The following is a 13205-nucleotide window of genomic DNA, read 5'->3' on the forward strand; positions in this document are numbered from 1 at the left end:
GGCCGGCCACCTCGCCGGTCCGGCGCGTGCGCGGCGCCATCTGTCCAACTCTCACAAAAGGAAAACACCCCTCCGCCCACTGGCTCAACCGGCGGGCATATGAGTGGGCCATTGGTACAGTCGAAGCATCGGAGCATCGGCCAGAGGGAGGCCAACGGACCATGGCGGTGGACGAACTCGACACCCGCATCCTGCGGCTCCTCATCGAGCAGCCGCGGACCAGCGTGCGCGAGTACGCGCGGATCCTCGGGGTGGCGCGAGGCACGGTGCAGGCCCGGATCGACCGGCTCGAACGGGACGGGGTGATCACGGCGACGGGCCCGGTGCTCTCCCCGGCGGCACTCGGGCACCCGGTGCTCGCGTTCGTGCACATCGAGGTGACGCAGGGGCACCTCGACGAGGTCGGCGACGCGCTGGCGACCGTGCCGGAGATCGTGGAGGCCTTCTCGATCACCGGCGGCGGCGATCTGCTCACCCGGGTGGTCGCCCGGGACGCCGGACACCTGGAGGACGTGATCCAGCGGCTGATCCAGCTGCCCGGCGTGGTCCGCACCCGCACCGAGATCGCGCTGCGCGAGCGGGTCCCGCACCGGCTGCTGCCGCTGGTGGAGGCGGTGGGACGCGGGGCCGGCCGAGGGGCGTAGGGGCAGGGGCACGCGCGGGGTCCCACCGCCCGGGCGGTCGGGGCCGTCGGGCGGTCCGGGACCGGCCGGGCGGTTCGGGCCGTCGGGCGGTCCGGGACCGGCCGGGCGGTTCGGGCCGTCGAGCGCTCCGGGACCGGCCGGGAGACCGGAGCCGTCGGGGAGGCGGCGGGCCCGGCCGGGAAAGCGGGAACGGCCGGGCGGTTAGGGCCGTCGGGGAAACCCGGGCCGGCCGGGAGACCGGAGCCGTCGGGGAGGCGGGGGGACCAGCCGGGAGGCCAGCGCCGTCGGGGAGGCGGGGGACCGGCGGGAGACCGGGGCCGGCGGGGAGGCGGCGGGGTCGTCGGGCAGGCCGGGACCAAAGACCCTCCGGGGCGGGCGGTCCGCTCTGCGAGGCTGGCCGTATGAGCATCCCGCGCGTTTCGGTCATCTTCGACCTCGACGGCACGCTGGTGGACAGCGAGCCGAACTACTTCGAGGCGACCCGCCGCACCCTCGCCGCCCACGGCGTGACGGCCTTCGACTGGCGGCGTCACACCGAGTTCATCGGGATCGGCACCCTGGAGTCGCTCCAGGCGCTGGCCGCCGAGTACGGCGTCACGGCACCGGTGGAGACGCTGCTCGACGCGACCAACCGGCACTACCTGGAGCTCGCGCGGGCCGGCACCCCCGTCTTCCCGGAGATGCGCGCCTTCGTGGAGCGGCTGTACGGACAGGGGGTGCCCATGGCGGTGGCCTCGGGTTCCTCGCCGGCGGCGATCGGGGCCGTACTCGCGGGAACCGGCCTCGACGCGTATCTGACGCCGCTGGTCTCGGCCGAGGAGGTGGACCGGGGCAAGCCGGCGCCGGACGTCTTCCTGGAAGCGGCCCGCCGGCTCGGCGCCCGCCCGGAACACTGCCTGGTGCTGGAGGACGCGGCGCCCGGCGCGGCCGCCGCGCACGCGGCGGGGATGCGCTGCCTCGCGCTGCCCTACGTGCCGGGGACGGCGGACGATCCGGCCTTCGCCACGGCCGATCTGGTCTTCCCGGGCGGCCAGCGGGAGTTCACGGCGCGGGCCGCGCTGGCCTGGCTGGACGAATGGCGCCAGAGCCTCGGCATGCCTGGCACATGCGAGGCACACAGCGCATATAGGCTTGCAGATAGGAGCTGAAGCGGCCTAAGCTGCGCCCATGCAGACGTACACCATCGGGCAGGCGGCCCGCCTCCTCGGCGTGAGCCCCGACACCGCGCGCCGCTGGGCCGACGCCGGCCGGGTCGCCACCCACCGCGACGAGAGCGGCCGGCGTCTCATCGAGGGCCCCGACCTCGCCGCGTTCTCGATCGAGGTCGCGCAGAGCGGACAGGGCGACGAGGACGAGACGTACACCTCGGCCCGCAACGCGTTCCCCGGGATCGTGACCGCCGTCAAGCTCGGCGACGTCGCCGCCCAGGTCGAAATCCAGGCGGGCCCGCACCGCCTGGTCTCGCTCCTCACCCGGGAGGCGGTCGAGGAGCTCGGTCTGGAGGTCGGCATGCAGGCCACGGCCCGGGTGAAGTCGACCAGCGTGCACATCGACCGCGCCTGAAATCACGTGGTCGGGGGCGGGAGTTCTGTGGCAGGGTTCGGCACGCCCCCACCCGCCCGTGATCCGGTCGACCGGTGACCGGGCGGCCCGAGAGACCTGGAGCGTCCATGGCGATCCCGCCCCGCCTCGCCCCCCTGCTCGACCAGTTCGAGTTCGCCCGTGAGCGGCTCGTGGACCGGCTCAACGGTCCGGTGATGGACAGCGGCGACGGTACGGGGGTGCCGGTCGGCCCGATCACCGACGCCGAACTGCTGTGGGAGCCGGTGCCGGACTGCTGGTCGGTGCGCCGCCGCGAGGACGGGCCCGGGCCGCGGGCCACGTTCCTGACCGGGATCGGCCCCTGGGGCCGGGACGCCGCCCCTTACCCGCACCCCGAGCCGGCACCGTTCACCACGATCGCCTGGCGGCTGAGCCATCTCGCCGAGATGTTCACCCTGCGCGCCGACCACATCTGCGGCAGCCACCGTCTGACCCGCGACGACTTCCGCAGCCACGGGGAGGCCTCTTCCGCGGTCGCCGACTTCGACGCGGCCTCGGCGGCCTGGCACACGATGCTGCTCTCCCTCGACGACGGCGTGCTCGACAAGATCGGGTACAGCTCCTATCCGCACGGCAGCGACCCCGAGGACCCCCTCCTGGAGGTCATCTGGTGGATGAACCAGGAACTCCTCCACCACGGCGCCGAGATCGCCCTGCTCAGGGACCTGTACCGGGCCCGGTTCGCGGGCCGCTGAGCCTGCCGGGAGGGGGCCTCGCGTGGGACGATGGGGAGAGATCCATCCTCGCGCAGGCAAGGAGGCACCATGTCCAGGATCAAGGCCTCCGTCGACATCGACCGACGTCCCGAGGACGTCTACGACTACGTCACCGACCCCTCCCACCTGCCGGAATGGCAGGAGAGCGCGGTCAAGGCGAGCCGGATCGGCGCCACCGCGGGCGGCGGCCAGCAGGTCAGGGTGACGCGGCACATGGGACGCCGCGACATCGACACCAACGTCGAGCTCACCGCGACGGACCGACCGCGGAGTTGGCACGTCCACGGCATCGACGGGCCCGTCCGCCCGGATGTGCGGGGCACCATCGAACCCCTCGACAACGGGACCCGTTCGCGGGTGACCTTCGACGTCGACTTCGAGGGCCACGGCATAGGACGGGCACTCGTCCCGCTGGTCGTCAAGCCTTCCGTCCGCAAGGAGATGCCCCGGGACGAGCAGCACCTGAAGGAGATCCTGGAGCGCGGCGCGCCGATGAGCTGAGCCGACCCGGGTCAGCCGGTCAGACAGGCCGGCCCCACGAGCCGGCCATCGGCCCGACGGCTCGGGCCCGCCACGGGAGCTCCCCGGAGCCGAACACCCGGAGCCGCGCGTCGTACGCCGCTCAGTTCGTCGTACGGGCCAGCAGCATGGCGACATCGTCCTGCGCCTGGCCGTCGAGCAGCCCGGCGAGGGCGTCGTCGCACAGCTCGTCGAGGGGACGGTCGACCTCGCGCAGGGCCCCGGCGAGCTGGGCCATGCCCTGGTCGAGGTCGCGGTCGCGGGCCTCGATCAGGCCGTCCGTGTAGAGGACCAGCAGGCCGCCCGCGGGCAGCGCGACCTCCTCGGTGCCGAAGTCGTGGGCACCCGTGCCCAGCGGAGTGCCGGGCGGGCCGTCGAGAAAGGTGACGCCCCCCTGCGGGGTGACCACGGCCGGCGGCGGATGGCCGGCCCGGGCGATGGTCCAGACATGGGTGGCGGGGTCGTGGACGGCGTACACACAGGTGGCCATCTCGTCCTCGCCCAGGTCGGCGACGACGGCGTCGAGGGAGCTGAGCATCTGCGCGGGCGGGATGTCGTGGCGGGCCAGGGTGCGCACCGCGGTGCGCAGCTGCCCCATGACGGCGGCCGCGTGGATGCCGTGGCCCATGACGTCCCCGATGACCAGGCCGGTGCGCCCGCCGGGCAGCGCGACGACGTCGAACCAGTCGCCGCCGACGTCGTGTTCGCTCGCCGGGAGGTAGCGGCCGGTGAGCTCGAGGCCCGTGACGTCCGGCAGCGCCTTGTTGGTGAGGCTGCGCTGGAGGGTCAGGGCCGCCTGCCGCTGCGTGGTGTAGAGGCGGGCGTTGTCGATGTTGAGCGCGGCGCGGGCGGCGACCTCGTCGATGAGGACCCGGTCCTCGTCGTCGAAGGGCTCCCGGTTGCGCAGCCGGGTGACCGAGACCGTGCCGAGCACCTTGCCGCGGGCGACCAGGGGGACCAGCCGGGCCGAGCCGATGCGGGTGGCGAGATAGCTGCGCAGGGCCTCCATCCGGGGGTCCCGGATGAGGGCCGGGATGTCGCCGACGTACAGGTCCATGGCGCGCGCGTCGGTGATGACCGACTCGTACACGGAGTCGAGCGGTATCTGGAAGGTGCGTCCGACGCCGAGGAGTGCGGTCGGGGCGGTCGGATCCGGGAAGGCGGCGGCCAGGCGGCGCAGCACTCCCCGGGTGGCCGCCGTGGACTCGTCGGGCTCCAGGACCGACTCCAGGAGCTGGACGTCGGCGGAGTCGGCGAGCTGCGGCACGAGGAAGGAGACGACCTCCTCCGCGGTCTGCCGCAGGTCCAGGGTGGTGCCGATCCGGGCGCCCGCCTCGGCCAGCAGGGCGAAGCGGTGCCGGGCGCGTTCGACCTCGATGTGCGCCTGCTGGCTGTCGGTGATGTCGATCAGGGAGGCGATGACGCCGAGGGGCCGGCCGGTGGTGTCGAGGAGCGGGGCGTAGGAGCAGGACCAGATGTGGTCGTGGTCGGGGTCGGCGGGGGTCCGGCCTACCCGGCGGGCGTCGACGACGGCGGTGCCGCTGTCGAGCACCTGGCTCATCAGGGCCTCCAGCGCGCCGGCGTTCACGCCCGGGACGACCTCGGTAAGCCGACGGCCCAGGTGGGCGGCGGGCGGCACGCCGTTCATCCGGGCGAGGGCGTCGTTGACGCGCAGGAAGCGCAGGTCCGGGCCGAGGGTGGCGAGGCCGATGGGCGACTGGGTGAAGAGGGATTCCAGGGTGGCGAGCGACTCCCGCATCCGCAGGACCTGCGAGGTCTCGAAGGCGATCAGCATCGCCCCGGGGTGGCCCTGGGGGTCGACGGCGGGCACGATCCACATCTCCATGACGACCTGGTGGCCGTCGCGGTGGCGTACGGGCAGGGTGCCGACGACGGTCTCGCCGGCCTGGACCTTGCGGGTCAGCCGGTCGGCGAGCTCACGGTTGGTGTCGGGGACCAGCAGCGGGGTGGCGAGGCGCCCGAGCACGTCCTCGGGGCGGTGCCCGAGCAGGTCCTGGGCGGCGAGGGACCACTCGACGATGCGCCCCCTGGCGTCCTCCCGCCAGAGCGCGATGGGCAGCAGGTCGTTGAGCACGCCCGCGTATCCGACGGCCGCACGGGGCGGCTGCGGAACCCTGCTCGGCGACTGGTGAGTGTGCAACGCATCTACCTACGCATCAGCCCGGGCCCCGTGGGGCGCAATCTCTACCGAATCACCCTATCCGAGACATTCCGCACAGGCGCTGCGCAGTTTCACCGAGCGACGACGTAAGCCCAGGAGAAGATACCCCCCAGGGGAACCCGGTTCCGTAGTTCCACGGATGTACGAACGCGGGCCCCTCTGGAAGAGTCTGCGCGGAAACGGCAACGATGTCAGCGCATCCATGGAACCCCGAGGAAACCGAGATCGCCCCGCACCACTCCCCCACGTTCCAGGCCGGTCCGCCTGGCCTGGTGGATCCGCACTCCGACCACCTCCTCTCCAGCCGCCGGGGCTGCCGGCGCGAGCTGCCGCAGAGCGCCGTGGACGCGCTCACCGGCCGCCGCTCCGAGGAGTTCCCCCAGGTCGCCGCCCTCGCCGCCGCCCGGGGCACCGGCGTCGTCAACGGCGGCCACGCCCACGCCTGCGTGCCGATGGAGCGGCTGCCCGCGGTGCTGCCCGGCACGGCCCGCCAGGGGTCTCGGGAGCCGACGCGGACGGTGGCGCGGCGGCGGGCCGACGACCCGCGGGCCGGGATACACGGCTCCCCGCCCGGCAGCGCGCCCCGCGCCCGCCTCGTCCTCGACCGCCACGGCCCGCCGGTCCGCCGCATCGCCGGTCTCGACGCCCGCCGGCTCGCCGCGACCGCCGTCGAAGCCCTCTACGGACAGGCCCTCCCCATGGCCCAACGCCCGCTGCGCCCCGCCGGCAACGCCCTCCTCGACCGCGCCTTCCCCGGCCTCCTCGACCGGAGCGTGCGGCCGGCGGGCTCCCCGGCGGAACCCGCGCCCGACCGCCCCTTCGGAGAAGACCGATGAGCACCCGCTCGCGCGACGAGATCCGCATCGACGTGTACCGCAACGGCACGGAGCCGTACGGCTCCGCCCGCAACGCCCGCGCCGAGCGGCTGGTCGCCGAGGCGGAGGCGACCGGTGACCGCCCGCTGCTCGTCGAGGCCCTGACCGGGCTCACGGTCGCGTACACGTCCAGCGCCGAATGCGACAAGATGTTCGTGCCCTTCTCGCGGCTGCTGCGGATGTGGGACCAGAACCCGGCCGACTTCGACGAGGACGACACCCACGAACTGTTCTGGATGTTCAAGTGGGTCAGCGGCAGCGCACTCGACCAGCCGGGCATCCCGCTCGACTCCATCGAGCAGTGGCTGACGGAGATGCGGCGCCGCTACCGGCTCGCCGGACACTCCGAGCGGGCCGTGCACTCACGCGAGTTCGAGGTGGCCCGGCATCTGGGCGACCTGCCGCGGGCCGAGCGCGCGCTGGCGGCGATGCTCGCCGCCGAGCGGGACGAGATGGCCGACTGCCACGCCTGCGAGCTGCACGAGCGGGGCCGCTGGGAGACCGAGCGCGGCCAGGACGCCCGCGCCCTCGCCGTGTGGCGGCCCGTGCTCGAAGGGCACGAGGCCTGTATGCACGAGCCGCACGCCGTCCTCGCGCTCTCGCTGCTCCCCCTCGTCCGGCTCGGCCGCCTCGACGAGGCCCGTGCCCACCACCTGCGCGGCTACCGCATGGCCCGCTCCGAGGAAGGACTCACCGTCGCCGTCGCCGCACACGTGGAGTTCTGCGCGCTGACCGGGAACGAGCCGCGCGGAGTGGAGATCCTCGCCGAGCAGTCGGCCCGCTGGGGCCTGCGCGGGGACGTCGGACCGTACATGGAGTGGCTGGCCTGCGCGGCCCTCCTGATGGGCCGCCTGGTCGCCCTGGGCCAGGGCGACCGACCGGTGCCCGGCCCCGCCGGCACACAGGGGCCCGGGCCTTGGACCGCGGCCAGGCTCCACGCGTACGCGACGGAGGAGGCCCTCGCCCAGGCGGCCCGCTTCGACGCGCGCAACCGCAACGACCGCATATCCACCCTGCTGCGGGCCCGCATGGCGGCCGAGCCCCTGCTCACCGCACTGCCGCTGGGCCTGGGGCGCGGCGAGACGACCGGGTTCGCACCCGGCGCGCCTCTCGGACCGCCGCACGTCGCTGACGTGCGCGGTACGTCGGCGGAGGAACTGCTCGCCCGTGCCCGGTCGTTGACCGCGGCCGGTCACCCGTCGGCCACCGCCGCCTGGGGGCGCGCCCGCACCGCCGTCGAGGCCGGCGGCTCCTCCCTGACGCCCGCCGACACCGCCGACGCCCTCGACGCCGAGGCCCTCGCCCTCCAGCGCACCCGCGGCGGAGGCCCGGCCTCGGGCGAGGCGGCCGCCCTCTTCGCACGCGCGGCGGAACTGCACGAGCGCGCGGGGCGGGACGGGCGGGCCCTGGTGTCCCGGGCGCGGGCGGTGCTCGTCGCAGCGGAGCCGGGGGCGGCGGCGCCGGAACTCGCCGAGCTGTGCGCACGGGCCACGACCCTGCATGCGGACGGCCGGGCGACGACCGCGGAGACGGCCACGGTGCTGCTGCTGCGGTGCCGGGCGCTGGTGGCGGGGCTGGGGAACGGGGACCGGGATGGGGATGAGGCTGGGGATAGGGCTGGAGATAGGGACGGGGATGGGGCTGTGGCCGGAGATAGGGACGGGGATAAGGGCAGGGACGTAGTCCGTGCGGATCCCACGGGCACTGCTCGGGCGCGCGAGGAGGTCCATCGGCTGCTGGCCTTCGCCGAGGAGGCGCGGGAGGGGCGGGACCGGCGCGAGGATCCGGCGTTGCTGAGCCGGATCGCCTCCGCCGTGGAGCTGTTGGCGCGGATCACCGCGGCCGAGGACCCGCGGGCCGCCGTGCGCCTCGCGACGGCCGCGGTGGGCGACCATCACGAGGCCGGGCGGCCCTGGCTCGCCACGCCCGCCGAGCTCCTGCTCGTGAGCCTGCTGTCGGAGGTCCAGGAGCACGAGCGGGCGGCCGCGGTGGCCAGGGGCGTGCTGGGGGACGCCGAGCGGGTGGGCCTGCTGGGGCCTGGCGACCGGGCACGGTTCTCGCTGGCGCTCGCCGAGACGGTGACCGCTCTGGACGGGCCCGCGGCGGAGGTGGAGACGCTTCTGGTGGACGCCGACCGGTTCGCCGCGGCCGCCGCCGAGGCCGACGGACTCGGCGCGCTGGCGCGGCTGCGGCTGGGCGGGCACTACTGCGCGCTCGGGCGCTTCCACGAGGCCGCCACCCTCCTGGAGGCCGTCCTGCCGGAGCTGCGCAGCGGGCACGACCCGGCGGACGTGGTGCAGGCACGGGTGTGGCTGGCCCATGCCCTGGCGGGGCTCGGTGAGGCCGGGAAGGCCGCCGAGCAGTACGCGCTGGCGGCGGCCGGGACCCGGGACTGGCCGGACCGGGGCCGGCACGCGCTGCTCACCCGGCAGACGGCGGAGGCGCTGGCCGCGGCCGGGCTACCGGAGGAGTCGGCCCGGGCGTACGAGCGGGCCGCCGATCTGTGGCGGGCGCTCGGCGACCGCTCCGAGGTGGTGCGGGCTCTGCGCGGCCGCGCGTGGGAGGCGCTGAGGGCGTGGGGGCCGGCCGAGGCCGAGGTGGTCATGGAGGAGGCGCTGCGCGAGAACGAGCGGGCGCTGGCCGCGGCCGGGTCGGCCGAGGAGCGGGCCGGCCGCACCGCCGAACTCGGCCACACCCACCAGCAGTTCGCGCACCTGCTGGTGGAGGCGGCGGACGCGATGCCCTGGGAGGAGGACTCCGCCGAGCGGTACGCGGAGCTCGCGGGCGGCTTCGACCGCGCGCTCGACCACGCCGGACGGGCCATCGCGGCCCTGCGGGACTGCGGCGAGCCGGACCGCCCCGACCTGTGGCTCTGCGAACTCCTGGCCGTGCGCCTGGAGTTCGCCCTCGGCCGGGTGGAGTCGGCCTCCGCGCGGGCCCGGCGGGTCCACGACGGCGTCCAGGACCTGCCCGACCCCGACGGCACCCTGGCCGACATCGCCGCGGAGTGCGCGGCGCTGCTCGGCGAGGCCGATGCGTATTGACGGGCCGGGGGCGCGGGGACGCGGGTGCGAAGCTGCGGGCGCGGGCGAGGGATGCGGGGCGCCGGTGCGGGCGCGGGTGAGGGGTGCGGGGCGCCGGTGCGGGGCTCCGGACGCGGGTGCCGGGCACCGGGCACCGGAAGCGATGCGCCGGACGCAGGGCGTGGGGTGCCGGGCACCGGAATGCCGGGCGCGAGGCGCGCGGTGCCGGACGCAGGGCGCCGAACGCCAGGTGCCGGACGCGGGCCCAAGGCGCGCAGTGTGCCGGACGCGAGCCCAAGGCGCGCAGTGCCAGACGCAGAGCGCCGGGCTCCGGACGCCGTACACGCCGGGGCGCCGGGGCGCCGGGGCGCCGGGGCGCCGGGGCGCCGGGGCGCCGGGGCGCCGGGGCGCCGGGGCCAGTGTGGGTCGGGAAGGGCTTCGTGCCTGGCGTGGTCTATCCCGTCGTCCTCGCCACCAGGGAGGCGAGGCCCGCGCGGGTCATGACGCCCGTCTTGCGGTAGACGCTGGCCACGTGGCTCTCGACCGTGCGGGGGCTGAGGGACAGGCGGTCGGCGACGGCCTGGTTGGTGAGGCCCTCGGCCACGAGGACGGAGATCTCGCGTTCGCGCGGAGTGAGCGCGGCGAGCGGGCCGTCCGCGTCCGTCGCGGGTTCGGAGGGCTCGGGGCCCAGGGCGGCCGCGCGGGTGCGGTCGGCCAGGTCGGTGAGGAGGCGGGCGCCGCCCGCGGTGGCCAGGCTCCGGGCGCGGCGCCACATCGCGGCGGCCTCGGCCGGGTCTCCGCAGGCCCGGGCCGCGGGGGCGCCGAGGAGCAGGGTGTGGGCCTCGCGGAGACAGAGGCCCGCGCGGGCGTACTCGTGCGCGGAGTCCGCGAACAGCACGGCCGCAGCGGCCTGTTCGCCCGCGTGGAGCCGCAGCCGGCCGAGGGCGCGGGCGGCGGCGGCACGCTGGGCGGGGAGGTCCAGGCGCTCGGCCTCGGTCGCCGCGAGGGACGCCGCCCGGCGGGCGCCGGAGACGTCGCCGGTGGCGAGCGAGGCCGTGACGAGCAGTTCGAGGAAGCCGGGGCGCACGGAGGGCTGGATCCGGGGCAGCGCGGGGCCGCCGCCCGCGGTGACCAGGACGTCTCGCACCCGGTACGGGTCGGTGGTCACCGGTATCGCGTGGGCGAGCAGGGCCCGGGCGAGCGTTCCCCACCAGCCGCCCGCCGTGCCGACGGTGGCGGCGGCCTCCTCCGCGGCGGCGAGTGCCTCAGGGTCGCCCAGGGGCCGGGCCTGGAGCAGGATGGTGGCCCGTATGGCCCGGGTGAAGCCGAGGACCTCGCTGCCGCCGAGGGTGACGGCGAGCTCCAGCGCCTCCTCGGCGAGCCGGAGCGAGGTGTCGACACGGCCGGTGAGCGACTGCACGTACGCGGCGCACAGCAGCAGTTGGGAGAGGGCGAAGGGGCGGCCCGTGCGGCGGGCGAGGGCGATGCCGCGGGTGGTGTGGCGTTCGGCCGCGACGGGGTCGTCGAGGAAGAGCTCGCTCCAGCCGAGCCGGACCAGGGGCTCGCAGCACGCCATGAGCTCGCCGTCGGTCATCGCGTCGACGAGGGCCGCGGCCTCCTCGGCGTGGGCCCGGGCGGTGGCGGTCTCCCCCTCGTACGCCTCCCCGAGCGCCCCGAGGGTGAGCGCCTCCACGATGCCGGCCTCGTCGCCGCGGGCGCGGGCGTCGGCGAGCACGGCGGCGAGTTCCGCGCGCACTTCGGGGAAGCGGGCCTCGAAGAGGGCGCGGCAGCCCCATTCGACGACGAGCCGCAGGCGGAGCGGGGGCCGGGGGCCCGGGCCGCGCCGGAGTTCGCGGCGGACGAGCGCGTCGGCCTCCCGGTAGCGGCCGAGGTGGCGCTCCATGAAGGCGCACAGCAGCACCGCCGCGGTGCGCGGCTCCTGTTCGCCCGCCGCCCCCTCGCAGCGGGCCCCGGGGCGGGGCTGGGCGTCCTCGCGGCACAGGCCGATCACCCGGTGCAGCAGGTCGCGGCCTTCCTCGACCCGGCCGGCGGCGCCGAGTGCGCGGGCCCGGCGCAGCTTCAGCTCCACCCGGGCCTGGGCGTGTTCGGGGGTGTCGGGCAGCACGTCGAGGACGGCCCCGAGGCGTCGGGCGGCGAGCGCCGGGTCGGTGGCCTCGGTCAGCTCGGCGGCCCGTACCAGGGCGGCGGCCGCCGAGGGCTCCCACCGGGTCAGATAGCGCTCGATGTGCTCCGCGCGCGCCGTCTCGGGGGCACCGGCGCCGGCGAGCCCCTCGGCCGCGCGGCGGTGGTACTCCCGCCGCCGCAGCGGGTCCATCGCCCGCTGCACGAGTCGGGCCAGCGCCGGGTGCCGCAGCTCCAGGGTGCGTCCGTCGGCACGTGAGCGGACGAGTCCGAGCCTTACCACCTCGCGTACGGCCTCGACGAGTTCGGCCCGCTCCGCGCCGGTCACGGCGGGCAGCAGGTCCGTGCGGGCCTCCTCGCCGAGCAGGGCCACGGCGTCGACGACCGCGCGCGCGACGCCGCCGAGGGGGGCGAGCTCGTCGAAGAGGACCGCGAGGGCGCCGCCGCTGCCACGGCCTCCGGCGAGCGCCAGGAAGTAGGCCGGGTTCCCGCCGCTGGCCGCGTGCAGTTCGGCCGCCCGGTCGGGCGCGAGGCCCGGCACGAGCTCGGCGGCGCAGTCCTCCCGGTCGAGCGGCCCGAGGACCATCCGGCAGAGGGTCCCGCTCTCTGTCCCCCGCGCGAGGGCGGTGGCGAGGGCCGGCGGGGTGCCGTGCTCGCGGCGTGCGGTCACCAGCAGGACGGGCGCGGCGACGGGGTGGCGCAGCAGATGGTCCAGCAGGTCGAGCGAGGCGCGGTCGGCCCGGTGCACGTCGTCGAGGACGAGCAGCAGGGCCGGCGCGGCGACCCGCGCGAGGGCCTCCGCCCACCGCCGGAAGATCCCGTACGGTTCGGGCCACACCTGCGGTGGCCCTCCCCACACCCGCGGCCCGGGCCAGGCACCCCGGCCGGAACCGCCGACGGGGGGCTCCGCCGGGTACGGCGGGGCGTCGTCCGCCGCCGCGAACGGCGGGTAGGGCACGGCCCCGTCGTCCTCCACCGCCCCGGGCTCGGCCCCGGGTGCGAAGTCGGCGCCGGTCGTGGCGCCGGACCAGGGCGAGAAGCCGTAGTCCGCAGCGGCGGCCCCGCGCGTGAAGTCGGGCACGGTCCAGGGCGCCCGTCCCTTGCGCACCCTGCGGGGTGCCGGTCGGACGCGGTCGCACGGCGGGGCCGTCGGGGGCGTCGTGTGTCCCGGCACTCCGAGGTCCGCGAAGGCGTCCGCGAACATCGCGAAGGGTGCGGGCCGTTCCCCGGTCGACGCCCGGCCGTGCAGGACGGTGACGCCGGCGCGGCGGGCCCTGGCGGCGAGTTCGGTCAGGAGGCGGCTCTTCCCCATGCCTGGCTCGCCGGTGATGTCGACGGCCCGCGGGCCCTCCGACCGGCCGTGGCGCGACAGGTCCAGGAGCTCCTCCAGGCGGGCGAGCTCGGCCTGCCGTCCGGCGAAGGGTGCGCGGTCGACGCACCCTTCCCTCGTGATTGTGTTCATGACCAGTCCCCCACGGACCTCGTTCCCCGACCCGTTGTAC

General features: G+C 76.0%; 9 protein-coding genes. 7 read left to right on the forward strand and 2 right to left on the reverse strand.

Going from position 1 to position 13205, the window contains the following annotated elements; translation table 11 throughout:
- Nucleotides 1–161: 161 nt before the first annotated feature.
- The 5 genes from ACH414_RS18110 (at nucleotide 162) to ACH414_RS18130 (ending at nucleotide 3463) form a co-directional block, all read left to right on the forward strand.
- Complete coding sequence (locus ACH414_RS18110) at nucleotides 162–644, forward strand: Lrp/AsnC family transcriptional regulator (protein ID WP_382533853.1); 483 nt, start codon at nucleotides 162–164, stop codon at nucleotides 642–644.
- Nucleotides 645–1045: 401 nt separating this feature from the next.
- Complete coding sequence (locus ACH414_RS18115; RefSeq protein ID WP_398942414.1) at nucleotides 1046–1792, forward strand: HAD family hydrolase; 747 nt, start codon at nucleotides 1046–1048, stop codon at nucleotides 1790–1792.
- A 19-nt stretch (nucleotides 1793–1811) separates the two neighbouring features.
- A complete protein-coding gene (locus ACH414_RS18120; RefSeq protein ID WP_382533849.1) occupies nucleotides 1812–2207 on the forward strand; it encodes a molybdopterin-binding protein in 396 nt (131 codons plus the stop codon).
- 107 nt (nucleotides 2208–2314) lie between these two features.
- Nucleotides 2315–2941, forward strand: coding sequence for a DinB family protein (locus ACH414_RS18125; protein WP_386566789.1), 627 nt, complete (start codon nucleotides 2315–2317; stop codon nucleotides 2939–2941).
- A gap of 69 nt (nucleotides 2942–3010) precedes the next feature.
- Nucleotides 3011–3463 carry an SRPBCC family protein gene (locus ACH414_RS18130; RefSeq protein WP_398942417.1) on the forward strand — a complete coding sequence of 151 codons (453 nt, stop codon included), beginning with the start codon at nucleotides 3011–3013 and terminating at the stop codon, nucleotides 3461–3463.
- A 121-nt stretch (nucleotides 3464–3584) separates the two neighbouring features.
- On the opposite strand, the gene ACH414_RS18135 is transcribed toward ACH414_RS18130, so the two are convergent.
- A complete protein-coding gene (locus ACH414_RS18135) occupies nucleotides 3585–5642 on the reverse strand; it encodes a SpoIIE family protein phosphatase (protein ID WP_382533843.1) in 2058 nt (685 codons plus the stop codon).
- Between the two features lie 209 nt (nucleotides 5643–5851).
- Between ACH414_RS18135 and ACH414_RS18140 the strand changes: the two genes are divergently transcribed.
- Nucleotides 5852–6499: a hypothetical protein gene (locus ACH414_RS18140; protein ID WP_398942419.1), complete on the forward strand. Its 648-nt coding sequence runs from the start codon at nucleotides 5852–5854 to the stop codon at nucleotides 6497–6499.
- Nucleotides 6496–9582 (forward strand): tetratricopeptide repeat protein, encoded by a 3087-nt coding sequence (locus tag ACH414_RS18145; RefSeq protein WP_398942421.1) that lies wholly within the window; start codon nucleotides 6496–6498, stop codon nucleotides 9580–9582. The genes ACH414_RS18140 and ACH414_RS18145 overlap by 4 nt, the downstream gene beginning before the upstream one ends.
- 433 nt (nucleotides 9583–10015) lie before the next feature.
- Here ACH414_RS18145 and ACH414_RS18150 read toward each other — a convergent pair whose 3' ends face one another.
- The gene (locus ACH414_RS18150; RefSeq protein WP_398942423.1) at nucleotides 10016–13165 is read right to left on the reverse strand and encodes an AAA family ATPase; all 3150 of its coding nucleotides are present in this window, start codon (nucleotides 13163–13165) and stop codon (nucleotides 10016–10018) included.
- Nucleotides 13166–13205 lie beyond the last annotated feature (40 nt).

Origin of the sequence: Streptomyces sp. NPDC020422 (assembly GCF_044386705.1) — a bacterium.
Taxonomy (GTDB): Bacteria; Actinomycetota; Actinomycetes; order Streptomycetales; family Streptomycetaceae; genus Streptomyces.